23 protein-coding genes are annotated in these 23,496 nt (G+C 61.4%); 13 read left to right on the forward strand and 10 right to left on the reverse strand.

The annotated features are described in order from the left end of the window. Nucleotides 1-41: 41 nt before the first annotated feature. Together AB4N80_RS10370 and AB4N80_RS10375 are read left to right on the forward strand one after the other, a co-directional pair. The gene (locus AB4N80_RS10370; RefSeq protein ID WP_053125250.1) at nucleotides 42-599 is read left to right on the forward strand and encodes a hypoxanthine-guanine phosphoribosyltransferase; all 558 of its coding nucleotides are present in this window, start codon (nucleotides 42-44) and stop codon (nucleotides 597-599) included. A 3-nt stretch (nucleotides 600-602) separates the two neighbouring features. Further along, nucleotides 603-1,076: a WbuC family cupin fold metalloprotein gene (locus tag AB4N80_RS10375; RefSeq protein WP_122564693.1), complete on the forward strand. Its 474-nt coding sequence runs from the start codon at nucleotides 603-605 to the stop codon at nucleotides 1,074-1,076. Between the two features lie 159 nt (nucleotides 1,077-1,235). Here AB4N80_RS10375 and dauA read toward each other — a convergent pair whose 3' ends face one another. After that, the gene (gene dauA / locus AB4N80_RS10380) at nucleotides 1,236-2,978 is read right to left on the reverse strand and encodes a C4-dicarboxylic acid transporter DauA (RefSeq protein WP_122564692.1); all 1,743 of its coding nucleotides are present in this window, start codon (nucleotides 2,976-2,978) and stop codon (nucleotides 1,236-1,238) included. Nucleotides 2,979-3,307: 329 nt separating this feature from the next. Here dauA and AB4N80_RS10385 point away from each other — a divergent pair, with 329 nt between their 5' ends. The 3 genes from AB4N80_RS10385 (at nucleotide 3,308) to AB4N80_RS10395 (ending at nucleotide 4,797) form a co-directional block, all read left to right on the forward strand. Continuing rightward, nucleotides 3,308-3,793: a hypothetical protein gene (locus AB4N80_RS10385; RefSeq protein WP_122564691.1), complete on the forward strand. Its 486-nt coding sequence runs from the start codon at nucleotides 3,308-3,310 to the stop codon at nucleotides 3,791-3,793. A gap of 61 nt (nucleotides 3,794-3,854) precedes the next feature. Then, nucleotides 3,855-4,142: a PA4642 family protein gene (locus AB4N80_RS10390; RefSeq protein ID WP_122564690.1), complete on the forward strand. Its 288-nt coding sequence runs from the start codon at nucleotides 3,855-3,857 to the stop codon at nucleotides 4,140-4,142. A 193-nt stretch (nucleotides 4,143-4,335) separates the two neighbouring features. Beyond that, complete coding sequence (locus AB4N80_RS10395) at nucleotides 4,336-4,797, forward strand: hypothetical protein (protein WP_122564689.1); 462 nt, start codon at nucleotides 4,336-4,338, stop codon at nucleotides 4,795-4,797. Nucleotides 4,798-4,859: 62 nt separating this feature from the next. On the opposite strand, the gene mqo is transcribed toward AB4N80_RS10395, so the two are convergent. Beyond that, entirely contained in the window at nucleotides 4,860-6,365 is a 1,506-nt protein-coding gene (gene mqo / locus AB4N80_RS10400) for a malate dehydrogenase (quinone) (protein ID WP_122564688.1), read from the reverse strand. A gap of 738 nt (nucleotides 6,366-7,103) precedes the next feature. Further along, nucleotides 7,104-7,337, reverse strand: coding sequence for a hypothetical protein (locus AB4N80_RS10405; protein ID WP_014340171.1), 234 nt, complete (start codon nucleotides 7,335-7,337; stop codon nucleotides 7,104-7,106). A gap of 205 nt (nucleotides 7,338-7,542) precedes the next feature. On the opposite strand from AB4N80_RS10405, the gene AB4N80_RS10410 reads away from it, so the two are divergent. Next, nucleotides 7,543-8,127 (forward strand): YajG family lipoprotein, encoded by a 585-nt coding sequence (locus AB4N80_RS10410; RefSeq protein ID WP_106270605.1) that lies wholly within the window; start codon nucleotides 7,543-7,545, stop codon nucleotides 8,125-8,127. Nucleotides 8,128-8,288: 161 nt separating this feature from the next. Here AB4N80_RS10410 and AB4N80_RS10415 read toward each other — a convergent pair whose 3' ends face one another. Next, the gene (locus AB4N80_RS10415; RefSeq protein WP_014340170.1) at nucleotides 8,289-8,495 is read right to left on the reverse strand and encodes a hypothetical protein; all 207 of its coding nucleotides are present in this window, start codon (nucleotides 8,493-8,495) and stop codon (nucleotides 8,289-8,291) included. Between the two features lie 421 nt (nucleotides 8,496-8,916). Between AB4N80_RS10415 and AB4N80_RS10420 the strand changes: the two genes are divergently transcribed. After that, complete coding sequence (locus tag AB4N80_RS10420; protein WP_122567093.1) at nucleotides 8,917-9,198, forward strand: hypothetical protein; 282 nt, start codon at nucleotides 8,917-8,919, stop codon at nucleotides 9,196-9,198. Between the two features lie 211 nt (nucleotides 9,199-9,409). Here the strand turns inward: AB4N80_RS10420 and AB4N80_RS10425 are convergent, their stop codons facing one another. Next, complete coding sequence (locus AB4N80_RS10425; protein WP_460081857.1) at nucleotides 9,410-10,576, reverse strand: 1-acyl-sn-glycerol-3-phosphate acyltransferase; 1,167 nt, start codon at nucleotides 10,574-10,576, stop codon at nucleotides 9,410-9,412. Nucleotides 10,577-10,716: 140 nt separating this feature from the next. On the opposite strand from AB4N80_RS10425, the gene AB4N80_RS10430 reads away from it, so the two are divergent. Genes AB4N80_RS10430 through AB4N80_RS10440 form a run of 3 tightly spaced genes read left to right on the forward strand, consistent with a single transcriptional unit; the run spans nucleotide 10,717 to nucleotide 11,832 of the window. Then, nucleotides 10,717-10,899: a CPXCG motif-containing cysteine-rich protein gene (locus tag AB4N80_RS10430; protein ID WP_122567091.1), complete on the forward strand. Its 183-nt coding sequence runs from the start codon at nucleotides 10,717-10,719 to the stop codon at nucleotides 10,897-10,899. 10 nt (nucleotides 10,900-10,909) lie between these two features. Continuing rightward, entirely contained in the window at nucleotides 10,910-11,170 is a 261-nt protein-coding gene (locus AB4N80_RS10435; protein ID WP_092202539.1) for a putative signal transducing protein, read from the forward strand. A gap of 38 nt (nucleotides 11,171-11,208) precedes the next feature. Further along, nucleotides 11,209-11,832: an SOS response-associated peptidase gene (locus AB4N80_RS10440; RefSeq protein ID WP_207964445.1), complete on the forward strand. Its 624-nt coding sequence runs from the start codon at nucleotides 11,209-11,211 to the stop codon at nucleotides 11,830-11,832. A 295-nt stretch (nucleotides 11,833-12,127) separates the two neighbouring features. On the opposite strand, the gene AB4N80_RS10445 is transcribed toward AB4N80_RS10440, so the two are convergent. The 3 genes from AB4N80_RS10445 to algW form a co-directional block, all read right to left on the reverse strand. After that, nucleotides 12,128-12,847: a DUF4198 domain-containing protein gene (locus AB4N80_RS10445; RefSeq protein ID WP_305468441.1), complete on the reverse strand. Its 720-nt coding sequence runs from the start codon at nucleotides 12,845-12,847 to the stop codon at nucleotides 12,128-12,130. A gap of 13 nt (nucleotides 12,848-12,860) precedes the next feature. Then, nucleotides 12,861-14,966, reverse strand: a complete 2,106-nt coding sequence (locus AB4N80_RS10450) for a TonB-dependent siderophore receptor (protein ID WP_122567087.1) — start codon at nucleotides 14,964-14,966, stop codon at nucleotides 12,861-12,863. Between the two features lie 199 nt (nucleotides 14,967-15,165). Beyond that, entirely contained in the window at nucleotides 15,166-16,326 is a 1,161-nt protein-coding gene (gene algW / locus AB4N80_RS10455; protein ID WP_072344423.1) for a Do family serine endopeptidase AlgW, read from the reverse strand. A 104-nt stretch (nucleotides 16,327-16,430) separates the two neighbouring features. Between algW and AB4N80_RS10460 the strand changes: the two genes are divergently transcribed. The 3 genes from AB4N80_RS10460 (at nucleotide 16,431) to cysN (ending at nucleotide 20,285) form a co-directional block, all read left to right on the forward strand. Beyond that, nucleotides 16,431-17,189, forward strand: coding sequence for a Nif3-like dinuclear metal center hexameric protein (locus tag AB4N80_RS10460; RefSeq protein WP_460081866.1), 759 nt, complete (start codon nucleotides 16,431-16,433; stop codon nucleotides 17,187-17,189). A 270-nt stretch (nucleotides 17,190-17,459) separates the two neighbouring features. Further along, the gene (gene cysD, locus AB4N80_RS10465) at nucleotides 17,460-18,377 is read left to right on the forward strand and encodes a sulfate adenylyltransferase subunit CysD (RefSeq protein WP_003178041.1); all 918 of its coding nucleotides are present in this window, start codon (nucleotides 17,460-17,462) and stop codon (nucleotides 18,375-18,377) included. Nucleotides 18,378-18,386: 9 nt separating this feature from the next. Beyond that, nucleotides 18,387-20,285, forward strand: coding sequence for a sulfate adenylyltransferase subunit CysN (gene cysN / locus AB4N80_RS10470; RefSeq protein WP_092172079.1), 1,899 nt, complete (start codon nucleotides 18,387-18,389; stop codon nucleotides 20,283-20,285). Between the two features lie 168 nt (nucleotides 20,286-20,453). On the opposite strand, the gene AB4N80_RS10475 is transcribed toward cysN, so the two are convergent. Both AB4N80_RS10475 and pta read right to left on the reverse strand, forming a co-directional pair. Further along, the gene (locus AB4N80_RS10475) at nucleotides 20,454-21,362 is read right to left on the reverse strand and encodes an acyltransferase (RefSeq protein ID WP_460081870.1); all 909 of its coding nucleotides are present in this window, start codon (nucleotides 21,360-21,362) and stop codon (nucleotides 20,454-20,456) included. Further along, nucleotides 21,363-23,462, reverse strand: a complete 2,100-nt coding sequence (gene pta / locus AB4N80_RS10480; RefSeq protein ID WP_305468435.1) for a phosphate acetyltransferase — start codon at nucleotides 23,460-23,462, stop codon at nucleotides 21,363-21,365. Nucleotides 23,463-23,496 lie beyond the last annotated feature (34 nt).

Raw genomic sequence — 23,496 nt, forward strand, 5'->3', positions numbered from 1 at the left:
TCCGAACCCGTCCCGCCCCTCAACTTCCCCTGGAGAGCGCCATGTCCGCTGATCTCGAGCATATCCGTCAAATCATGCGAGAGGCTGACTGCCTGTACACCGAAGCCGAAGTCGAAGCGGCCATCGCCCGTGTCGGTGCGCAAATCAATGAGCAACTGGCCGATGCCAATCCGGTGGTGTTCTGCGTCATGAACGGCGGGCTGATCTTCTCCGGCAAGCTGCTGACCTATCTGAACTTCCCCCTGGAAGCGTCCTACCTGCACGCGACGCGTTATCGCAACGAAACCAGCGGTGGCGACCTGTTCTGGAAAGCCAAGCCGGAAGTCTCGTTCATCGACCGCGACGTGCTGATCATCGACGACATCCTCGACGAAGGTCACACCCTGGGCGCGATCATCGACTTCTGCAAACACGCCGGCGCCCGCGCCGTGCACACCGCCGTGCTGATCGACAAGGACCATGACCGCAAGGCGCGGCCGGACTTGAAAGCCGATTTCGTCGGTCTGCCATGTATCGACCGCTACATCTTCGGCTACGGCATGGACTACAAAGGTTACTGGCGCAACGCCAACGGCATTTTCGCCGTCAAGGGCATGTAATCGATGACTCGGCCAAGCTTTCTGGACCACGCGTTGTTCGATGAATTGGCCGAGAAAGCCGCGGCCAGTCCTCGCGGACGACAGCACCATAACTTTCATGAAATGGATGAACCGTGCCACCGCATGGCGGTTGGCTTGCAGCCGTCCACCTACATCCCACCGCACCGCCACCTGAGCGCTGATAAGGCGGAAACCTTGCTGGTGCTCAAGGGGCGGCTGGGGGTGTTGATCTTCGACGAAACGGGTACGGTGGTGGATAAACGCATCCTGCAGGCCGGTGGCGATTGCCTCGGCGTCGACCTGCCGGCTGGCGTGTATCACGGGTTGGTGGTGCTGGAAGCCGACAGCCTGATGTTCGAATGCAAGGCCGGCCCTTACCGGCCCGTGGGCGAGGGCGAACTGGCCCACTGGGCGCCCCGTGAAGGCGAGGCCGGCGTGGCCGAGTACCACGCCTGGATGCGTGCCCAGTTCGACTGAACTGTGGCGAGGGGATTTATCCCCGCTGGGCTGCGAAGCAGCCCTAAAAACAGGCAACCCGGTATGTCAGGCTGATCGAGTCGATCGGTTTGGGTCGCTTCGCAACCCAGCGGGGATAAATCCCCTCGCCACATGAATCAGCTGCACCCTCACTACCGATCAAGCCAGTCTTGAATGAGCGGCGCTGCCGGCAGTGAGCCATTTTTCGCTCTTGACTCGCGCCTGCTCCAGGGTCTGCACATACGCCAATTGCCGCTGTTCGCGATGAATCCCGGCGCGGCGCAGTTTCAGGCGCACCCTGGGCGCGGTCGCGACCAGGATCAGGCCGATGCCGTGCTTGCGGTAATCCTTCAGGATATTTTCAAACGCGGCCAGCGCCGTCATGTCCAGCATCGGCACGGCGCTCATTTCCACGACCACCACCCGAACGCCCGGGTCGAACCGGCGCAGCACATCCAGGGCTTTTTCCGCCGCGCCAAAGAACAACGGTCCACGAATGGCGTAGCAGCGGACATGCTCGGGCATGTCCAGCAAGGCTTGGTGGAAGTGGCGCGGCAACTCGGCGCTGTCGGTCAGTTCGCTCATGCGCTTGATGAACAGCCCGGCGGCCAGCAGCAGGCCGACGGCGACGGCCAGGACCATGTCGAACAGCACCGTCAGGCCCAGGCAGGTCAGCAGCACCAGCACGTCGCTGCGCGGGGCGATGCGCAGGGTGTGCAGCACATGCCCGGCTTCGCTCATGTTCCAGGCAACCATCACCAGCAGCGCGGCCAGTGCGGCCATGGGCAAGTAGCTGAACAGCGGCGCCAGCAGCACAATCGCCACCAGCACCACGAGGCTGTGGATGATCGCGGCCAGTGGTGAAAAGGCGCCACTGCGCACATTGGTGGCGCTGCGGGCAATGGCGGCGGTGGCGGTGATGCCGCCGAACAGCGGCGCCACCAGATTACCCAGGCCCTGGCCCATCAGCTCGGCGTTGGGATCGTGCTTGCTGCCGGTCATGCCGTCCGCCACCACCGCGCACAACAGGGATTCGATGGCACCGAGCATGGCGATGGCAAAGGCGGGCGCCAGCAATTGGCGGATCAGGTCATAGGACAGGATCAGCGGATGCCCCTGGCTGTCCGGCAGGTTCCAGGGCCAGTCGAAGCTCGGTAAGAAGGGCGGGATGCCCGGATGAGCGACGCCATCGACGACGTAGCTGAAACGTTCGCCCAACGTCGCGATCGGCCATCCGCCGCGCTCCATCGCCAGCCCCAACAGTGTGCCCACCAGCAGGGCCACCAGATGCCCGGGCACCCGTGGCACCCAGCGTGGCCAGGCAATCAGCACCGCCAGGCACACGGCGCCGATCACTCCATCGCCGAGACGGGCACCGGGCAGCGCCACGATCAATTCACCCAGCTGTTCGATGTAGTGTTTGGCTTGGCCTGCGGTGGTCAGCCCCAGCAGATCCTTGAGTTGCAAAGTGGCGATGACCACGCCGATGCCCGCCGTGAAACCGAGGATGACCGGATAGGGAATGTACTGGATCAAGCGGCCGGCGCGTATCAGGCCCAGGGCGATCAGGATCAGGCCGGCGAGCATGGTGCACAGCAGCAGGCCGCCCAGGCCGTATTGTTGAGTGATGGGCAGCAGGATCACCACGAACGCCGCTGTCGGCCCGCTGACGTTGAAGCGCGAGCCGCCGGTGAGGGCGATCAGCGGCGCCGCCACCAACACCGTGTACAGGCCGTGCTGCGGCGGTACGCCGACGGCAATTGCCAGGGCCATGGCCAGGGGGATGGCGATAATGCCAACGGTCAGCCCGGCCACCAGATCGCCGCGCAGTCGTTCCAGGGTGTAGCCGGCACGCCAGGTTTGGCGCCAGGCGGCGAACAGCGGTGGGGCGGAGAAAGACATAAGTACTCCACACAAAATGAACGGGTGTTACACCTGGGCCTGCCGAGCACCGATCCCTGTGGCGAGGGAGCTTGCTCCCGCTCGGCGGCGCAGCCGTCGTAAAAAAGGTTGACGCAGTTTACTGGGGAATTGCAGCTGTCTGTTGTTGGGGCGGCTGCGCCAACCAGCGGGAGCAAGCTCCCTCGCCACAGAGGCATCGCCTGGCGGGTGTCAGCTCTGATGGCCCTTCGAGTATGCCGCGCCCGCTGTTCGGATGTATTGATCCGGATCGCTTATTTTTACCGTCCGGGCTCATGCTAGAGTGCCCGGCCAAGATTCTGGAGGTTGTCATGCGTGTATCGATCCGTCGCTGCGCCACTTCGCTGTTGATCGCCAGCCTGCCGTTGACGGCCGTGGCCGCGCCGATGCACAGCCAGTTCCTGCCGCCGGATGACCTGGTGGTGCGCCAGGAACAGCCGGAACAGCAGCAATTGCTGCAAGTGACCGAGTATTCGGTGGTGCTGGGTAACCAGCGCCAGTCCAACCAGCAACCGATCCCGGTCACTTCGCCCTTGCTGGTCCGCCTCAAGGGCAAGTCCTTGAACAAGGGGGCGAGCATCAACCAGGTGATCCTCAACTTCGACGGCGAAAGCAAAAGCCTGAAGAAGCCAGTCTTCGATGAGGCGAGCAAGACCCTGACGCTGTCTTATCCACAGGCTCAGTACCGGGTGGTCATCGATCTGCTGCGCAACAACACCGTTTATGTGCAGTTCCTCACCTACGCCAACGGCCATATCTGGGCCGACCTGCACACCGGCACCGAACGCCCGCGTTGAGCCCCGAGGCCTGGCGGGGGTAAACTGCCCGCCCCGTGAATTGTGCGAGTTGGAGCCGGCAATGCGTAAAGACAAGAAACAAGTGATTGGCGACGAGATTGGTGATGAGCAGATCAAGCTGTTCCTCAATTTCGAACCGGTCGATGCCACTTCGCCGTCGTTGCACAAATTGATCAAGGCCTACCGTGGCCTGCGGGTCGACGATTTCGAGCGCTTTTTGACGTTCTTCGTCGAGGCCGGCCATGACCTCAATGGCAAGGATGAACACGGCAACGATTTTGTTGCGCTGATCCAGGACCAGCGTAATGCCGAGGAATACATCGAGCTATTCAACAAGGCGCGCGGCTGAACACGTTGAAACCCTGTCAACGCTCTTCGGAGCGTTGAGCATTGCGCTTGACCGCAACTAATTTCTTCCTTTGAAAGTTGCTCCGAAAGGTTATGTCACCATTCGGGCGGTTTTGTTTTATTTGAATTTCCATTACTTTTGCGTCGAAGCCAATTGGCTTTAACGTCATTGTTTTAATGGAGCTGTATTTATCATGGAAGATCAAAAAAAGTGTATTGCCGGAGTGTTGTTGTCTCTGGCGGCGTGTCTGGCAAGTTCAGCTTCTTGTGCGCGGGATGACATTGTCAACGTCGAAATCTACAACGCAACCACCGCGCTCATCGTTCCCGGCAGCGATTTTACCTGGACGCAGAATCCGGCCAATGCGGGCCACAGCTTTTCGATAAGCCCGGGTGAGAGCCAGGAATTAACCTACTACTTGCCCCAATCGCGTGCCGAACGAGAGGCCTTCAGCTATACACAAGGCAGCCGCACTTGCTATTTCAGCTTTGGGCATGTCCCAAGGGCACCGGTCAGTGATGAAAGTGCAATGCTTTATCATCGCTGGGTCAAAGCGGAACCGGCGGGTGCCTGTGTCGCTGAATTGTTTTATGTTGAAGATGATGACGAGTATGTTCGTCACGGTGGAACGCGCATCAAATTCAGCATGAACTAACGACGCGGAAAATAAAAAGCCTCCCATTTGCATGGGAGGCTTTTTATATTGACTGCAAGGTATCAGGCGTAACTTTTAGCCTTGCTGTCCTCAACCAACTCCAACGCAATGTTGTTCTGCGCGTTGATCTTGCGATACAACGCCGCGTCGGTTTCCAGCACTTTTTCCCGGGCCGGGAAGATCTCTGCGAGCTTGTTGGCCCACTCGCCCTTGGCCTTGTCCGGGAAGCAGCGTTCGATCAGTTCCAGCATGATCGATACGGTCACCGAAGCACCCGGCGATGCGCCGAGCAGGGCGGCGAGGGTGCCGTCCTTGGCGGCCACCAGTTCGGTGCCGAACTGCAGGACGCCACCTTTCTTCGGGTCTTTCTTGATGATCTGCACCCGTTGGCCGGCCACTTCCAGGCGCCAATCTTCGGCTTTCGCCTCGGGGTAGAAGCGACGCAGGGATTCCAGGCGCTGCTCCATGGACTGCATCACTTCGCTGATCAGGTACTTGGTAAGGTCCATGTTGTCCCGGGCCACGGCCAGCATCGGGCCGATGTTGCCGGCGCGTACCGACAGCGGCAGGTCCATGATCGAGCCGTGCTTGAGGAACTTAGTGGTGAAACCGGCGTATGGCCCGAACAGCAGGGATTTCTTGCCATCGACCACGCGGGTGTCCAGGTGCGGTACCGACATGGGCGGCGAGCCTACGGCGGCCTGGCTGTAGACCTTGGCCTGGTGGTGCTTGACCACTTCCGGATTGTCGCAACGCAGCCACTGGCCGCTGACCGGGAAGCCACCGAAGCCCTTGCTTTCCTCGATGCCCGAGGCTTGCAGCAGCGGCAAGGCCGCGCCGCCGGCACCGAGGAAGACGAACTTGGCGTCGACGTCGCGGGTGCTGCCGGAATTGACGTCCTTGATGCTCACGGTCCAGCCGCTGCCGTTGCGCTTGAGGCCGGTGACGCGCTTGCAGTATTTGACCTGGGTGTCCGGAGCGCTGGTCAGGTGCTTGAGCAACTGATTGGTCAGGGCGCCGAAGTTGACGTCGGTACCGTTCATGACGCGGGTGGCGGCGATGACTTCATCGTCCGGCCGGCCTGGCATCATCAACGGCATCCACTCGGCCATCTGGTCTTTGTCTTCGGTGTATTCCATGTCGGCGAAGGCGTGATGCTGGTGCATCAGCTCGAAGCGCTTCTTCAGGAACTCCACGCCTTTTTCGCCTTGCACGAAGCTCAGGTGTGGCACCGGGGCGATGAAGGACTTGGAGGAGCCGAACGTGCCTTTTTTGGTCAGGTACGTCCAGAACTGCTTCGACACTTCGAACTGGGTGTTGATGTGCACGGCTTTCTTGATGTCGACCGTGCCGTCGGCCGCCTGGGGCGTGTAGTTGAGCTCACACAGCCCGGCGTGGCCGGTGCCGGCGTTGTTCCACGGGTTGGAACTCTCCGCGGCACCGGAATCCATCAGCTCGACGACTTCCAGCGAGATCGCGGGGTCGAGCTCCTTGAGCAGCACGGCCAGGGTGGCACTCATGATGCCGGCCCCTACCAGAACTACATCGACTGCTTCGTTATGCGCCATTTAACGCGTCTCCAAAATCTGCAGCACCAAATTGTCGGCATAGCGGCCAGGAGTGGCGGGGCAGGTCAGTTGCGCCCCAGTTATCCATGGCCAGGATCGCCATGTCCGAATCTTCGCAATTTTTCGCACCTACTGCGGATGCATGCAGCCTGGCCTCAAGAGTCACATGAACTCATTTAAGCGCCGGGCGGGCAATTCGACTTATGGCCGAGACATCCGTTCGTGCAACCAAATCCGTAGCGGACAGGCTTCAGGCGCCGGTTCTTGAGCGATATCCGGTCCTGTGTCGTTGGGCTGTTCCAGACGCTAATGGTGCTTGTTCAGACGCAAAACTCTTCATTTGCTCGCCACACTCTCGTGAAGTTGTGAAAACCCGTTTTTTCACGCTCTTTTGAAGACGTGAACCTCAAAAAAGGGCTGTCCCAGCCTGGCACTGCGCCCGGTTTGGTTGCCCCCATGGAGTACATGACAGGCAAAACGGGCAGACAGCTCAGTGACCGAGCGTAATGACAGCTCTGCAGATTCGCGAAAAGTGGTGATTTGCCTGAGAGAACAGCAAGCGCGCCAGCTTCACTCGATCTGTGTGGGCGGCTCTCTGTGGGCGGTGCGGGGTGCCAATACCAGCGCATCAGCGGTGTTGCGAGGCCCGATCAGGAGACGTCCTTATAATCGGGGGGAGATTGTATCGAAGAAACGCAGGGAAATGGTCGTGTTTAATGACTTTTATTAGCCGTCCGGTCAGATGGTCAACAGTTGCCGGTTGCGTGCGCGGGCACGGAGCGGTTGCACGCGGGCGCTGGCAGGCAATGGCTGGTGCAACCAGTTGAGACGAATCTCGTCGATTTCCACCCAGCCTTCGCCCATGGGTTGCAGGCTGCACTGCTTGAAGGCCTGGCAACGGCCGTTGCGATCGAGCAGGGCGAAGCTGCGGTGATGGGGACGCGGGGTGAACAGGGAAATGAGGAAGCGCATGAGCGGATACCGGGTCAGGAAGCTTGGAGCAAGCCTGACAGCGAGGCATGACATGCCGGTGTAAGGACCGTGACAATGGGGTGACAGGAACCGGCAACCATGCCCCGTGTCAGACATTTCAGTATTCATCGTAAGGCGCTAGTTCACCGCGATGGCGCACCGCTATACTGCCGGCCTGTTTGTGCCCGATTCTGGAGAGAAGAGCATGTTGCAACGCCTGTTGTTCGGTTTGATCGCTGTGACCAGTCTGACCCTCGTCGGCTGCGCCCACAGCCCGCAACAACTTAACCCGGAGCCCAAGCTCAATGCCCAACTGGCGCCTGTGGGTCGTGGCCAGCCGGTGGTGGTGCGGGTCGTGGACGGTCGTCCGTCGCCGACGCTCGGCACCCGTGGCGGGCTGTATCCGGAAACCAGCGTGATCACGGTGCAGGGCGCGCAGATCCTGCCCAAGCTGCAGGCCCAGGCTGAAGCCGCGGTGCGTTTGCTGGGCTTCACGCCGACCGCCAATGCCTTGAATGCACCGCAACTGACCGTGACCCTGGCCGAGCTCAAGTATCAGTCGCCCAAGGAAGGCATGTACGTGACCGAAGCCACCATCGGCGCGACTTTCCGCTCCGATGTGCAGAACGCCAACCGCCGCTACAGCGGTCGTTACGGTGCGTCCCTGGACCAACGCTTCGGCATGGCGCCTAACCAGGACACCAACACCAAGCTGGTCAGCGACGTGTTGAGCGATGCCCTGACCCGGCTGTTCAAGGACCCGACCGTTGGCCAGGTGCTGGCTGAGTAAGATTTCGGCCGCATGACCCTGGGCTGCAATGGCCCAGGGGGACGATGAGGCTTGTGACCTGTGGGAGCAAGGCTTGCCCGCGATAGCGATCTGTCCTTCACTGCATTGTCGAAGGTGCCGACCTCATCGCGGGCAAGCCTTGCTCCCACAGAATGAAACAGTCATGCAGCCTCCGAGTACAGCTCCAGCACACTGATCCCGGTCAGCAGGTCTGTCTCCGGCAGGTCGGCATGTTGATGGCCGCCGAGGGCGCAATACACCAGCCAATGGCGGTCCTGCACATTGAAGGACAGGCTGTCGACGAGGTTCTGTTGTTCGTCGCTCGGGCTGATGAGATAGAGGCGATCCTGGTTTTCGGCGTGCAGCATGACGGGTTCCGTGCAGGTTTGAAGGGCGACAGAGTGGCCTAATCAGATGACGAAACCGTGACGGGGAAATTAATCCAAGACGTGGTTGCCGACCCTGTAATGACCAAGCCTGCTCAACAAAATGCACACGGCCCGAACGCCTGGCGACGATCCTGTGGCGAGGGAGCTTGCTCCCGCTGGGCTGCGCAGCAGCCCCAAAACAGGGCCGCTTCGCGCTGGAGCGCCAGCCCGGCCCAGCGGGAGCAAGCTCCCTCGTCACAATGACTCACACAAGCCTTAAGTGAACAGCATTACAGTGCGGCGGCGGGGTCGTTACTGGTCGGAAAAAACGGCGCAGGGCGTCAGGCTTTCGGTAGAATCCGCGCCCTGTTCATAGGTCACGGGCGTGTCTGTCCTGTCCGTTTTTCGCTTGAGGTTCGTGATGTCGTCGCATCTGTTTTCGTTGTTCGCCGCCCACCCCGCCAAACTGATCAACCTGCTCGCGCTGCTGTTTGCCTGCCCCGGCGGCTGGGTGCTACATGCGACGCGCCGCCGTGAACAACGGGCGCGGGCCTGCCTGCAAGCACGCAATGGCAAGGGCGAGGAACGTTTCGAAGCACTGCTGGACCTGGCCACCCAGCGCATGAACCGATTTTTCTACCGGTTCGGCTTTGGCTGCCTGGCGCTGGCGTTGCTGGTGTCGTGGATCAGTACGCAGTTCTGACGAAGTAGCCGTTTTGATCTGGGACATGGTGACCTGTGGCGAGGGGATTTATCCCCGTTGGGCTGCGTAGCAGCCCTGATCGGTTTGATGTGATCGACCTGACTCACCGAGCTGTCAGGGTTTGGGTCTGCTGCGCAGCCCAGCGGGGATAAATCCCCTCGCCACAGCAAGCTCCCTCGCCACAGGGAACCGGTGTCCGCAGACCTATCGCTTAAAGCGCCAACCCCGCCTTGACCCGATACTGATTACGCACCGGCGTCGCATATTGCAGCACCAGGAACGGCCGGTGTTCCGGCGGGCAAGCGTCCAGCCGGCGCTGCCATTCTTCCTGGGCCTTGGCCAGTTCATCGGCTTCAAACACCTCGGCCGCCGTTGGCACCTGCAACTGCGGGTCGGCGTCGGCCCATTGGGCGTAAGCCAGGTAATGCACCGGGAACAGGCGGTAGCCGCCGAGAATCTGCCGGTCCATTTCCAGGGCCAATTGCTTGGTATCCTCGAACAGCTCGGTGATGGGCGCGGCGAAGTTCACGTGGACCCGGCCCTTATAGCCGGTGATGCCCTTGGCGATGCTCACGTCGTCCTCGCCCGGGGCCTTGGTGTAGGTGCCGGTGGTGGCGCGGATGTACAACTCGCGGGCCTTGGCCTGGTCGCAGGGGTCGTATTCATAGCTGATCGACACCGGCGTGAGGTTCAGCGACTGGATCACCTCGCCGAACGGCTCGTCCTTGCGGCTCATGTGGAACATCTTGAGGATCGCCGATTCGGTCCGGTCGTCACCGTCCTTGGCCCGACCTTCGGCCTGGGCGATCCAGATCGAGGCGCAGTCGTTGCGGATCGAGTGGTTGATGTACGCCGACAGCAACTGGTACGCCGCCATTTTTTCCCGCCGCCCGGTGATGGAGCGGTGCACGATGAAACTCTTGTTCAGGCGCATCAGGTCGCTGACAAAGGGCTTTTGCAGCAGGTTGTCGCCAATGGCGATGCGTGGCGTCGGCAGGCCGGCGTGGTACACGGCGTAGTTGACGAAGGCCGGGTCCATCACGATATCGCGGTGGTTGGCGATGAACAGGTACGCGCTGCCGGACTTGAATTGCTCCACCCCGGTGTAGGTCACGCCATCGGTGGCGCGCTCGATGGTGTGGTCGACGTAAAACTCCACCTTGTCCTGCAAAGTGGCGACCGACCTCACACCGGCGAACTCACGGCGCAATCTTTGCGCTATAAGGGGTTTGAGCATCCAGCCGAAGGCGCCGGCCAGGCGTGGGAAGCGGAAGTGGGTGAGGATATCTAGAAACGCCTTGTCGCCGAGCAGCCGTGCCAGCACCGCTGGGACTTCGCTGTCGTCGTAAGGTCGGATGGCATCGAATTCGCCCATCATGCTCTCTTGTTGGAAACGGCTAGGGTAAGTAAAGGTTCGGATCGAAAAAACGACGGGGCACGGCCTGGAAGATAAGCCAGACGAAAATAGCCCTGCAAATAGACCGGCGATTATACGCACAAGTCACCTGGGAGACCGCGATGCTGGAAAACGCTCGTTATGATTGTCCCTATTGCGGGGAGGAAGTTGAGACATCCGTGGATTTGTCCGGCGGCGACCAGACCTACATCGAGGACTGTCAGGTGTGCTGTCGGCCGATCACCTTTGTGTTGCAGGTCCATGGCGAGGAATGGCATCTGGAAGTCTTCAGCGAAAACGAATGATGGGGCGCCCATGCAGCGAATCTACGAGCTGGAAAACCTGATGGAAGGTGAATTATTGCAGGGCATGCTTGCCAGCGAAGGCATCACGGCGCATCTGGTGGGGCGCGATCTGCTGGGCGGCGCGGGGGAGTTGCCCATGCAGGGCCTGCTGGGGCTGGCGGTGGAAGACGAGCAGGCGCAATACGCCCGGGAGTTGATCGCCGCGTACAATGCCGCACTGCCGCTGCCCGGCGATGAACCGGACAGCTACCCCGGCACGCTGGTCTGTTAGGCTGGCGGTCGTTTGTTGATCAAGAGTCGTGTTACCCCATGTGTGGACGTTATGCCCTGTTTCGCTGGAACCCCGCCTTCGCGGCCCTGCCCGGCTTTCCCGCCGATCAGAAGGCGCAGTGGAATATTTCGCCCAACGACTCGGTGCTGATGCTGCGGGCTGGCGCCGAGGGCCAGCGTGAACTGGCTCGGGCGCGCTGGGGCCTGACGCCGCCGTGGCTGACCGACCTGTCCCGCACCCCGGCCCATGCCCGGGCCGAAACCGTGGCCGAGCAACCGATGTTCCGCGAGGCCTTGCGCCTGCGCCGCTGCCTGCTGCCGGCCAACGGCTTTTATGAATGGCGCGGAGGCACGCGCAAGCGTCCGTACTGGCTGACGCCGGGGGAGGGCTCGTCGTTGTTTTTCGCCGCGATCTGGGAGGCGTACCCGGTACAGGAACAGGTGTGGCTGAGCACGGCGGTCATCACCCAGCCTGCGGCGGGTCAACGCCGGCCGTTGATCCTGGACGAAGAAGGCCAGCGCCTTTGGCTCGACCCCGAGACACCGTTGCATGCCTTGCAAGGGCTGCTGGCAAGCGAGCCAGCGCCGCTGCGCGAGCGGGTATTGGCCAATATGGTCAATGATCCGAAGCTCAATGGGCCGGAGTGCCTGACGCCGGCTTGAGTCTTGCGGCGATTGTGCTGGCCTCATCGCGAGCAAGCTCGCTCCCACAATGGGCGGCAGGTGTATTCAAATCTTCCGTACACCCGCCATCCCCTGTGGGAGCGGGCTTGCTCGCGAAAGGGGCGTGACATCCAACATTCGTGCAAGCTGACCCACCGCTTTCGCGAGCAAGCCCGCTCCCACAATAGGCTGCCGGTGTCTACAAAAAATGTGTTCACCGCTATTCCCTGTGGGAGCGAGCTTGCTCGCGATGGCGCCGTGTCAGTCAACCTCGCTCCCACATTAGGTTCTGGGGTTACTCGTGGTGCGGTTCGCCCAGGAAGGTCAGCGAGGTGAATACGCCGCGGGTGGCCACGTCCTTGTTGTCCTTGAGCGCGATTTCCATCTGCGCCGCAATCACATTCAAGCCCTCGTTGCGCACCAGCACCTTGGCCCGGCCTTCTGCGTCGGTTTCCGCCGAGACGGTGTCCGGCGCGCTGCGGTAGTCGCCCACCAGTTTCACACCGGCCGCCGGTTTGCCGTCCAGCAGCACCCGCACCGGCAATGACTGGCCCGGACCTACGGTCAGCGGGTCGACTTCCGGCAGGATCACGAACTTGATCGGTGCAAGCGCCGGCAGTTTCGCCCCCGGCTCATAGATCGCCAGGCTGTACTTGAACGTTTGGGTCGACTCGATCGCCCCGGGCACTTTGCTGCGGCCTTCGTTGATCCATTTCTTGTCCGCCGTCTGGGACCACATGCCATTGTCCAGCGCCACCGCCAGCACGGCCGGGGGCTTGAGCGGTTGCAGACGGGCGTGGTCCGGTAGGCGCTCTACGGTGACCGGAATCATCTTGCCGCCCAAGTCATAGGCCCAGGCACCGCTGATTTTCTGCGCTTTGAAGGCATTGTCTTCGGCGCCGTGGCCGTAGATCACTTCGATGTTGCCGCGGCGCTGCTCGGTCCACAGGCCATGGGCCGAGGCTTGTGTGGCCAGGAGCAGGCCGAGCAGGACGAAGGTCTTGGGGTGTTTCATTGCGATTTTCCTTTTACAGAGCGAGGGTAAGACTGATGGTGAAGTTGCGCGGATCGCCGGGGGTGACCCAGTAGTTGCTGTAGGCGCGCTCGTAGTATTTTTCGTCGAAGACGTTGTTCAGGTTCAGGCCCACGGTGACGTCATCGCTGGCCTTGTAGTGGGCCAGCAGATCCACGGTGTGGTAGGCCGGCAATTCGAAATCCTTGCCGGCTTCGCCCGAACGATCGCCGACGTACGTGAACGCCGCGCCGACATCCGAACCGCGCAGGTGCCCATCCTGGAATTCGTAGACCCCCAGCAGGCTGCCGCTGTGTTTGGCAACGCCGAGGATCCGGCTGCCGGTGGGATTGTCCCGGTCACCCTGGGTCACTTCGGCATCGATGTAGGCATAGGCGCCGATCACCCGCACGGCGTCGGTCACCTGCCCCGTCACCTGGAGGTCGATGCCCTGGCTGCGGGCCTTGCCGATGGCGCGGCTGAAGTCGGTCCCGGCGACCGGGCTCAGGACGTTTTCCTTCTCTATATGGAATGCCGCCAGGGTGGTGCTCAGGCGGTCGTCGAACAACTCGCTCTTGATCCCCACTTCATAGCCGACCCCTTCCTCGGGATCGAACGTCTTGCCGCTGGCATCCAGGCCATTGTTGGGCTTGAACGAGGTGGAAGCGTTGGCGAACAGGCCGACTTCGGGGGTCAGTTGATACAGCAGGCCGGCCCGCTGCGTCAGGGTGTCGTGGCGCTGGCGGCTGGTTTTACTGCGGGTGTGATCGTCGATGCTCTGCTCGAAATGCTCATAACGCACGCCAAGCATGCCCCGCAGCTTGTCGGTGAAAACGATCTGGTCCTGCAGGTTCAGCGCGCGGCTTTGCACATGTTCGAAGAAGTCGGTGCCGGTCCGAGCACCATTGGGTTTCGGCTGGCCGTAGATCGGCTGATAGATGTCGATGGGGTAGGTGCTGCCACCGATGGTGGTCACGCGCTCGTTCTTGCGGTAGTCCTCGTATTCGCTGCCGATCAGCAGTTCGTGCTGCCACGGGCCGAGGTCGAACAAGCCGCGCAATTCCAGTTGGGTGATGCTGTCATGCCAATTGTTGTCGCGCTCGCGATAGCGGCGGTTCACCGTGTGGCCGTCGGGGTTCAGCGGACGCGCTTCGGAGGCAAAACCCCAGAGTTCCCCCTGCTTGTAGTGGCTGGCCAAGCGCAACTGCCAAGTGTCGTTGAGCTGATGTTCGAGGGCGGCCTGGAGCATGTTGTTGTGATTGTCGATGTCGCCGTCGTTGGGTTCGCCCAAAAAGGTCGAGCGGGAAACGCCGCTCCAGCGATTGTTCGGGGCGACGATGCCACGGTCGAACGTCGAGCTGTGGCGCACGATTTCGCTTTCCACCAGCAACCGCGTGTCGGGGTTCAATTGCCAGCTGATGGAAGGCGCGACGAAGACGCGCTTGCTGTCGACGTGATCGCGAAAGCTGTGGTTGTCCTCGACCGCCAGGTTGACCCGCGACAGCAACTGGCCTTCGGCGTCCAGGGGCGTGTTGACGTCCAATGCGGTGCGGTAGCGGTCCCAACTGCCGGCGCTGGTCTGCAGGGTGGTGAAGGCTTCAGGCTGGGGTTTCTTGGTGACAATGTTCACCGTACCGCCGGGATCGCCCCGGCCATACAGGCTGGCGGCCGGGCCCTTGAGCACCTCGATGCGTTCGATGTTCGCCGCGTCCGGCGTGCTCGGATAACCGCGATTGGCGCTGAAGCCGTCCTTGTAGAACTCCGACGTCGTAAAGCCGCGCACGCTGTACTCGTAAAGCGTCAGGCCACCGAAGTTGTTCTGCTTCGACACGCCGCCGGCATATTCCAATGCCCGCTCGACGCTGGTGCTGCCCAGGTCCTTGAGTACGCTGGCGGGAATTACACTGATCGATTGCGGGATGTCGCGCAGGGCCGTGTCGGTTTTGGTTGCACTGGCAGAGCGGGTGGCACGATAGCCCGTCACGGGGCCAGTGGGCGATTCGTACTCGGATGTGACGCTGATGGCGTCCAGTTCCAGGGGCTGGATTTCTTCGGCGTAGGCGGGATCGCCGAGCAGGCCCAGGGCGAGACTGGCAACGGAAATCCGTTTTAGGGATGACATGTTATGTTGTTCCAATTTTTAGTATTGAAATAATATAACACTACTAATGAGAATTCATGCTATCTGTATTTTCGAGGGAAATACGGATGGATTGTCAGGGGGATCACTCTGGAGGGGCGGGTAGGATTTTTTTGTGGCGAGGGGATTTATCCCCTCGCCATAGGGATTTGTTTGGCCACTTCAGGAAGCGTTGCGCGGTTTACTGCTCTTCTTTGAGCACCACCGGCGCCGGCGGTGGGCGCAGGCCAATTTCAGCGGTGAGCTTGAGCTCCTTGCCGTTGCGCATGACCTGGATCGTCACTTTGTCGGTGGGCTTGATCCGCGCCACCTGGTTCATCGAGCGGCGGCCATCGCCGGCCGGTTCGCCATCGATGCTCAGGATCACATCGCCCAGTTGCAGACCGGCCTTCTGCGCCGGACCGTCGCGGAAGATCCCCGCCACCACGATGCCGGGCCGCCCGGACAAACCGAAGGATTCCGCCAGTTCCTGGGTCAGCGGCTGGACTTCAATCCCCAGCCAGCCACGGATCACCTGGCCGTGTTCGATGATCGACTTCATCACTTCCATCGCCAGCTTCACCGGAATGGCGAAACCGATGCCCTGGCTGCCGCCGGACTTGGAGAAGATCGCCGTGTTGATCCCGGTGAGGTTGCCGTTGGCATCCACCAGTGCGCCGCCGGAGTTGCCGGGGTTGATCGCGGCGTCGGTCTGGATGAAATCCTCGTAGTTGTTCAGGCCTAATTGATTGCGCCCGGTGGCGCTGATGATGCCCATGGTCACGGTCTGGCCAACGCCGAACGGGTTGCCGATGGCCAGGGCGACGTCGCCGATGCGGATGCTGTCGGAGCGGCCGATGGTGATGGCCGGCAGGTTCTTGAGGTCGATCTTCAGCACTGCGAGATCGGTTTCCGGGTCGCTGCCGATCACCCGGGCCAGGGTTTCACGGCCATCCTTGAGGGCCACCACGATCTGGTCGGCACCGCTGGTGACGTGGTTGTTGGTCAGAATGTAGCCTTCCGGGCTCATGATCACACCCGATCCCAGGCTTGATTCCATGCGCTTCTGCTTGGGCGAGTTGTCGCCGAAGAAGCGCCGGAATTGCGGGTCTTCGAACAGCGGATGGCTGGGTTTGTTGATGACCTTGGTGGTGTACAGGTTCACCACCGCCGGCGCGGCGGTGGTCACGGCGTCGGCATAGGACACCGGCCCCTGTTGCACCGCCTTGGTTTGTGGCGCCTGCTGCAGGTTGACGTCGAGGCTCGGCAGGCCGACCCATTCCGGGTAGCGCTGGATAATCAGCAGAGCGACAAGCACGCCGGCCAACAGCGGCCAGCCGGAAAAACGCAGCGCCTTGAGCATTAAGCACGTCCTACAAAGGTTGCAGGCGGTATGAGACCGCCCATAATGTCGCGCATTATACGAGGCCGCGCGCGCCTCTGAACGGGATATTTAGGAGTCTTTTCATGGCCGTAGCCCTGAACACCCTGGTTGAAGAAGCGGACCGTTACCTGGCCAGCAGTCGGATTGCCGATTATTGCCCCAATGGCCTGCAGGTCGAAGGCGCGCCCCAGGTGATGCGCATCGTCAGCGGCGTCACCGCCAGCCAGGCACTGCTCGATGCGGCTGTCGAGGCCGAGGCCGACCTGGTGCTGGTGCATCACGGTTATTTCTGGAAGGGCGAGAACCCTTGCATCACCGGCATGAAGCAGCGTCGCCTCAAGACGTTGCTCAAGCATGACATCAGCCTGCTGGCTTACCACTTGCCCTTGGACCTGCACCCCGAGGTGGGCAACAACGTGCAACTGGCTCGCCAGTTGGACATCACCGTCGAGGGGCCGTTGGACCCGGATAACCCCAAGGTTGTCGGCCTGGTCGGCTCCCTGTCCGAACCGATGACGGCGCGGGACTTCGCGCGCAAGGTCCAGGAAGCCCTGGGCCGCGAGCCCTTGCTGATCGAAGGCGAGCAGATGATCCGCCGGGTCGGCTGGTGCACCGGCGGCGGCCAGGGGTATATCGATCAGGCGGTACTGGCCGGTGTCGACCTGTACCTCAGCGGCGAGGCGTCGGAGCAGACATTCCACAGCGCGCGGGAAAACGGCATCAGCTTCATCGCCGCCGGGCATCATGCGACTGAGCGCTACGGCGTGCAGGCGTTGGGTGAGTACCTGGCGCGACGCTTTGCCCTGGAGCACATCTTCATCGATTGCCCGAACCCCATCTGACTAACGCTGAACCAAATGTGGAAGCGGGCCTGTGGGAGCAAAGCTTGCTCGCGATGACGTCGGCACATGCAACGCCGCTATCGCGAGCAAGCTTTGCTCCCACAGAGTTCACTGGCTCCCCCAGAACTTACCGCAACGCCCGAACCACCAGGCATATCCATATGCTGTTTCGATCTAGTTGGCGCCCTGATTAGAAGAGGTCGCTGTGCTAGGATTCCCCGCTCGAACACGGCCCGCTGGCCGTTCATAAGAAAGTTTTCGTGAGTAGCCATGGTCGACAAACTGACGCATCTGAAACAGCTGGAGGCGGAAAGCATCCACATCATCCGCGAGGTGGCCGCCGAGTTCGATAACCCGGTGATGCTGTACTCCATCGGTAAAGACTCCGCCGTGATGCTGCACCTGGCACGCAAGGCGTTCTTCCCCGGCAAGCTGCCGTTTCCGGTGATGCACGTCGACACCCGCTGGAAATTCCAGGAAATGTACAAGTTCCGCGACCGCATGGTCGAGGAACTGGGCCTGGACCTGATCACTCATGTGAACCCGGACGGCGTGGCGCAGGGCATCAACCCGTTCACCCACGGCAGTGCCAAGCACACCGACATCATGAAGACCGAAGGCCTCAAGCAGGCCTTGGACAAGTATGGTTTCGACGCCGCGTTCGGCGGTGCCCGTCGCGATGAAGAGAAATCCCGCGCCAAGGAGCGTGTGTACTCGTTCCGTGACAGCAAGCACCGCTGGGACCCGAAGAACCAGCGTCCGGAGTTGTGGAACGTCTACAACGGCAAGGTCAACAAGGGCGAGTCGATCCGGGTATTCCCGTTGTCGAACTGGACCGAGCTGGACATCTGGCAGTACATCTACCTCGAAGGCATCCCGATCGTGCCGCTGTACTTCGCCGCCGAGCGTGAAGTGATCGAGAAGAACGGCACGCTGATCATGATCGACGACGAGCGCATCCTCGAGCACCTGTCCGACGAAGACAAAGCCCGTATCGTCAAGAAGAAAGTGCGTTTCCGTACCCTTGGCTGCTACCCGTTGACGGGCGCGGTGGAGTCCGAGGCCGAAAGCCTGACGGACATCATCCAGGAAATGCTCCTGACGCGAACTTCCGAGCGCCAGGGCCGGGTCATCGACCACGATGGCGCAGGCTCGATGGAAGATAAAAAACGTCAAGGTTATTTCTAAGGGGCTGTCATGTCGCATCAATCTGATTTGATCAGCGAGGACATCCTCGCCTACCTGGGCCAGCACGAGCGTAAAGAGCTGCTGCGCTTTTTGACCTGCGGTAACGTCGACGACGGCAAGAGCACCCTGATCGGGCGCCTGCTGCACGACTCCAAGATGATCTACGAAGATCACCTGGAAGCCATCACCCGCGATTCGAAGAAAGTCGGCACCACCGGTGACGATATCGACCTGGCGTTGCTGGTCGACGGCCTGCAGGCCGAGCGCGAGCAGGGCATCACCATCGATGTCGCGTACCGCTATTTCTCCACCGCCAAGCGCAAATTCATCATCGCCGATACCCCGGGCCATGAGCAGTACACCCGCAACATGGCCACCGGTGCGTCCACCTGTGACCTGGCGATCATCCTGGTGGACGCCCGCTACGGCGTGCAGACCCAGACCCGTCGCCACAGCTTCATCGCCTCGTTGCTGGGCATCAAACACATCGTCGTGGCCATCAACAAGATGGACCTCAAGGACTTCGACCAGGGCGTGTTCGAGTCGATCAAGGCCGACTACCTGAAGTTCGCCGAAGGCTTGAAGATGAAGCCCACCAGCATGCACTTCGTGCCGATGTCCGCCCTCAAGGGCGACAACGTGGTGAACAAGTCCGAGCGTTCGCCGTGGTACACCGGCCAGTCGCTGATGGAAATCCTCGAGACCGTGGAAGTGGCGGGCGACCGCAACTTCACCGACCTGCGTTTCCCGGTGCAGTACGTCAACCGTCCGAACCTGAACTTCCGCGGTTTTGCCGGCACCCTCGCCAGCGGCATCGTGCACAAGGGCGACGAAGTGGTGGTGCTGCCGTCGGGCAAGAGCAGCCGCGTGAAATCCATCGTCACCTTCGAAGGCGAGCTGGAACACGCAGGCCCTGGTCAAGCGGTGACGCTGACCATGGAAGACGAGATCGACATCTCCCGTGGCGACCTGTTGGTGCATGCCGACAACGTCCCGCCGGTCACCGACAGCTTCGAAGCGATGCTGGTGTGGATGGCCGAAGAGCCGATGCTGCCGGGCAAGAAATACGACATCAAGCGCGCCACCAGCTATGTGCCGGGCTCGATTGCCAGCATCGTCAACAAGGTCGATGTGAACACCCTTGAAGAAGGCCCGGCCAGCGCGTTGCAGCTCAACGAAATCGGCAAGGTGAAGATCGCCCTGGATGCGCCAATCGCCCTGGACGGTTACGAGAGCAACCGCACCACCGGCGCGTTCATCGTCATCGATCGCCTGACCAACGGTACGGTCGGTGCCGGCATGATCGTCGCCCAGCCGCTGACCCACGGCAGCAGCACGCACCACGGCAAACTGGCCCATGTGTCGGTGGAAGAACGCGCCCAGCGCTTCGGCCAGCAGCCGGCCACGGTCTTGTTCAGTGGCCTGTCGGGCGCGGGCAAGAGCACGCTGGCCTATGCGGTCGAGCGCAAGTTGTTCGACTCGGGACGTGCGGTCTTTGTCCTCGATGGCCAGAACCTGCGTCATGACCTGAACAAGGGCCTGCCGCAGGATCGCGCCGGGCGGACCGAGAACTGGCGCCGTGCGGCCCATGTCGCTCGTCAGTTCAACGAAGCCGGCCTGCTGACCCTCGCCGCGTTCGTTGCGCCGAGTGCCGAAGGGCGTGAGCAGGCCAAAGACCTGATCGGACGAGAGCGCCTGCTCACGGTCTACGTCCAGGCCTCGCCAACGGTGTGTGCCCAGCGTGATCCGCAAGGGCTGTATGCCGCCGCCGGCGACAACATCCCAGGCGAATCCTTCCCGTATGACGTGCCGCTGGATGCCGACCTGGTGATCGACACCCAGGCGCTGACACTGGAAGAGAGCGTCAAGCAGGTGCTGGATCTGCTGCGCAAGCGTGGGGCGATCTAAGGACCGCCGCTGTAAATAAAAAAGCCCGCGGATGAGTGATCATCCGCGGGCTTTTTCGTTGTCTGGAGGGACGCCATCGCGAGCAAGCTCGCTCCCACAGGGTATGTGTGAACACCACAAATCGACTGTGGGAGCGAGCTTGCTCGCGATGAGGCCAGTACAGGCGCCTCAAGACTTGCAGGGATACTCCCGATGCATCTGTTCCAACAACGCATCCTTGTCCTGCCACAACTGGTTGATCCAGCCCTGGAACTCCAGGCGATACACACCGTCCTGGTCATAGTTCTTGCCGATGAACTGCGGTGGGATCTTCAGCTCCTGGAAATGCACCACCACTTCCCCAACGTTGCCGCAGAGCAAATCCCAATACCCCGGTCGGCCGCCCGGGTAATGGATGGTCACGTTGATGATCGATTCCAGTTGTTCGCCCATGGCATCGAGCACGAAGGCGATGCCGCCGGCCTTGGGCTTGAGCAGGTAGCGAAACGGTGACTGCTGCTGGGCATGCTTGCCTTCAGTGAAGCGCGTGCCTTCGACGAAGTTGAAAATGCCCACGGGGTTGTCGCGAAACTTCGCGCAGGTCTTGCGGGTGGTTTCCAGGTCCTTGCCTTTCTTTTCCGGGTGTTTTTCCAGATAAGCCTTGGAGTAGCGTTTCATGAACGGGAAGCCCAGGGCCCACCAGGCCAGGCCGATCACCGGCACCCAGATCAGTTCCTGCTTGAGAAAGAACTTCAACGGCCGGATGCGTCGGTTCAGCACGTACTGCAGCACCATGATGTCGACCCAGCTCTGGTGGTTGCTGGTGATCAGGTATGAATGCTGGTAATCCAGGCCCTCCAGGCCGCTGAGGTGCCAGCGGGTACGACGCAGCAGGTTCATCCAGGCCTTGTTGTTGCTGATCCAGGCTTCATGGATGTGGCTCATCAACCAGTTGGTGAAGCGCTGGGCGGTGGGGAAGGGCAGCAACAGCTTGAAAATTGCCACGATGAACAGCGGTGTGCAGCAGGCGATGGTGTTCAGCGCCAACAGCAGCGAGGCAATGACGCCGCGCAAGGGGGCAGGCAGGAAGTCCAGCATTTAAATATCCAAAGGTCGGTTGGCGGCTTGGATCGCGGTCAGGGCGATGGTGTACACGATGTCGTCGACCTGGGCGCCGCGGGGCAAGTCATTCACTGGTTTGCGCAAGCCTTGCAGCATCGGCCCGAGGCTGACGCAGTCGGCGCTGCGCTGCACGGCCTTGTGGGTGGTGTTGCCGGTGTTGAGGTCCGGGAAGATGAACACCGTCGCCCGGCCGGCCACCTGACTGTTGGGTGCCAATTGTCGCGCCACGGTTTCGTTGGCGGCGGCGTCGTATTGCAGCGGACCGTCGATCAGCAGGCCATGCTGGGCCTCGTGGGCCAGCAGGGTGGCTTCGCGGACTTTTTCCACCTCTTCGCCACTGGCCGACTCACCGCTGGAATAGCTGAGCATCGCCACCCGCGGCGTAATGCCGAACGCCGCGGCCGAGTCGGCGCTTTGCAAGGCGATTTCCGCCAGTTCCGCGGCGCTGGGGTGTGGGTTCATCACGCAGTCGCCGTAGACCAGCACTTCTTCGGGAAACAGCATGAAAAACACCGAGGACACCAAGGAGCAACCCGGCGCGGTCTTGATCAGTTGCAGCGCCGGACGGATGGTGTTGGCGGTGGAGTGAATGACCCCGGAGACCAGTCCGTCCACTTCATCCAGGGCCAGCATCATGGTGCCGATGACCACGGTGTCTTCCAATTGCTGCTCGGCCATCGGCGCGTTCAGGCTTTTGCTCTTGCGCAACCTCACCATCGGCTCGACATAACGCTCGCGAATCGAATCCGGGTCGAGAATCTCCAGCCCCGGCGGCAACTCGATGCCTTGGGCGCGGGCCACCGCTTCGACGTCGGCCGGTTTTGCCAACAACACGCAGCGGGCGATGCCCCGGGCCTGACAAATGGCGGCGGCCTGGACGGTCAGCGGTTCGCTGCCTTCGGGCAGCACGATGCGTTTGTTGGCGGCCTGGGCGCGCTGGATCAACTGATAGCGGAACACCGCCGGCGACAGGCGCATTTCCCGTGGTGTGCCGCAGCGTTGGTGCAGCCAGTTGGCGTCCAGGTGGCTGGCGACAAAATCGGTGATGATCTCCGCACGTTCGCGGTCATCGATGGGAATTTCCTTGTTCAGGCCGTTGAGCAGGTTGGCGGTGTCATAGGAGCCGGTGCTCACCGACAGCACCGGCAATCCTGCCTGCAAGGCGCCGCGGCACAGGTCCATGATGCGTGGGTCGGGCAGGGTGTCACTGGTCAGCAGCAGGCCGGCCAGTGGCACGCCGTTGATCGCCGCCAGGCTCACGGCGAGGATGATGTCGTCACGATCGCCGGGGGTCACCACCAACACGCCAGGCTTGAGCAGTTCCACGGTGTTGCGCATGGTGCGGGCGCAAATGATGATGTTGCTCATGCGCCGGGTTTCGTAGTCGCCGGCATTGAGCACCTGGGCGCCCATCAGGTCGGCCACGTCGCGGGTGCGCGGGGCGTTGAGTTCGGGGCGAAACGGGATGCAACCCAGCAGGCGGAAATCGCCACTGCGCAACAGGGGCGAGTGCTCCTTGAGTCGTGCGGAAAACGCTTCCATGCTTTCCTCGGTGCGGACCTTGTTCAGGATCACCCCGAGGACTTTCGGGTCCTTCGGCCCGCCGAAGAGCTGCGCCTGCAACTCCACCCGCCCGGACAGCTCAGTCAGTACTTCGTTCTCCGGCGCCGACACCAGGATGACCTCGGCGTCGAGGCTCTTGGCCAGGTGCAGGTTGACCCGGGCGGCGTAGCTGGCGTTGCGGGTCGGGACCATGCCTTCGACGACCAGCACGTCCTTGCCGATGGCCGCTTGCTGGTACAGGGTGATGATTTCTTCCAGCAACTCATCGAGCTGGCCGTCGCCAAGCATCCGCTCGACATGAGCCAAACCCAGGGGCTGTGGAGGCTTGAGGCCATGGGTGCGGGCCACCAGCTCGGTGGAGCGCTCCGGCCCGGTGTCGCCGGGATGCGGCTGGGCAATCGGTTTGAAAAAGCCGACTTTCAGCCCGGCCCGTTCGAGGGTACGCACCAGCCCGAGGCTGATGGAGGTCAGACCCACACCAAAATCGGTGGGTGCGATAAAAAAAGTTTGCATGCGAATTCTCTAAGGGGGAATGGCGCGACCTATG

Source organism: Pseudomonas sp. H3_A02, from assembly GCF_054671965.1.

What these genes read in the sequence shown, in the direction of transcription:
- mqo (WP_122564688.1), bottom strand. Translation starts at nt 6,365, where the DNA reads ATGGCGCATAACGAAGCAGTCGATGTAGTTCTGGTAGGGGCCGGCATC.
- algW (WP_072344423.1), bottom strand. Translation starts at nt 16,326, where the DNA reads ATGCTCAAGGCGCTGCGTTTTTCCGGCTGGCCGCTGTTGGCCGGCGTG.
- cysD (WP_003178041.1), top strand. Translation starts at nt 17,460, where the DNA reads ATGGTCGACAAACTGACGCATCTGAAACAGCTGGAGGCGGAAAGCATC.
- AB4N80_RS10475 (WP_460081870.1), bottom strand. Translation starts at nt 21,362, where the DNA reads ATGCTGGACTTCCTGCCTGCCCCCTTGCGCGGCGTCATTGCCTCGCTG.
- AB4N80_RS10395 (WP_122564689.1), top strand. Translation starts at nt 4,336, where the DNA reads ATGGAAGATCAAAAAAAGTGTATTGCCGGAGTGTTGTTGTCTCTGGCG.
- AB4N80_RS10390 (WP_122564690.1), top strand. Translation starts at nt 3,855, where the DNA reads ATGCGTAAAGACAAGAAACAAGTGATTGGCGACGAGATTGGTGATGAG.
- AB4N80_RS10450 (WP_122567087.1), bottom strand. Translation starts at nt 14,966, where the DNA reads ATGTCATCCCTAAAACGGATTTCCGTTGCCAGTCTCGCCCTGGGCCTG.
- cysN (WP_092172079.1), top strand. Translation starts at nt 18,387, where the DNA reads ATGTCGCATCAATCTGATTTGATCAGCGAGGACATCCTCGCCTACCTG.
- AB4N80_RS10425 (WP_460081857.1), bottom strand. Translation starts at nt 10,576, where the DNA reads ATGATGGGCGAATTCGATGCCATCCGACCTTACGACGACAGCGAAGTC.
- AB4N80_RS10460 (WP_460081866.1), top strand. Translation starts at nt 16,431, where the DNA reads ATGGCCGTAGCCCTGAACACCCTGGTTGAAGAAGCGGACCGTTACCTG.
- AB4N80_RS10445 (WP_305468441.1), bottom strand. Translation starts at nt 12,847, where the DNA reads ATGAAACACCCCAAGACCTTCGTCCTGCTCGGCCTGCTCCTGGCCACA.
- AB4N80_RS10430 (WP_122567091.1), top strand. Translation starts at nt 10,717, where the DNA reads ATGCTGGAAAACGCTCGTTATGATTGTCCCTATTGCGGGGAGGAAGTT.
- pta (WP_305468435.1), bottom strand. Translation starts at nt 23,462, where the DNA reads ATGCAAACTTTTTTTATCGCACCCACCGATTTTGGTGTGGGTCTGACC.
- AB4N80_RS10415 (WP_014340170.1), bottom strand. Translation starts at nt 8,495, where the DNA reads ATGCTGCACGCCGAAAACCAGGATCGCCTCTATCTCATCAGCCCGAGC.
- AB4N80_RS10410 (WP_106270605.1), top strand. Translation starts at nt 7,543, where the DNA reads ATGTTGCAACGCCTGTTGTTCGGTTTGATCGCTGTGACCAGTCTGACC.
- AB4N80_RS10385 (WP_122564691.1), top strand. Translation starts at nt 3,308, where the DNA reads ATGCGTGTATCGATCCGTCGCTGCGCCACTTCGCTGTTGATCGCCAGC.
- dauA (WP_122564692.1), bottom strand. Translation starts at nt 2,978, where the DNA reads ATGTCTTTCTCCGCCCCACCGCTGTTCGCCGCCTGGCGCCAAACCTGG.
- AB4N80_RS10370 (WP_053125250.1), top strand. Translation starts at nt 42, where the DNA reads ATGTCCGCTGATCTCGAGCATATCCGTCAAATCATGCGAGAGGCTGAC.
- AB4N80_RS10440 (WP_207964445.1), top strand. Translation starts at nt 11,209, where the DNA reads ATGTGTGGACGTTATGCCCTGTTTCGCTGGAACCCCGCCTTCGCGGCC.
- AB4N80_RS10420 (WP_122567093.1), top strand. Translation starts at nt 8,917, where the DNA reads ATGTCGTCGCATCTGTTTTCGTTGTTCGCCGCCCACCCCGCCAAACTG.
- AB4N80_RS10405 (WP_014340171.1), bottom strand. Translation starts at nt 7,337, where the DNA reads ATGCGCTTCCTCATTTCCCTGTTCACCCCGCGTCCCCATCACCGCAGC.
- AB4N80_RS10375 (WP_122564693.1), top strand. Translation starts at nt 603, where the DNA reads ATGACTCGGCCAAGCTTTCTGGACCACGCGTTGTTCGATGAATTGGCC.
- AB4N80_RS10435 (WP_092202539.1), top strand. Translation starts at nt 10,910, where the DNA reads ATGCAGCGAATCTACGAGCTGGAAAACCTGATGGAAGGTGAATTATTG.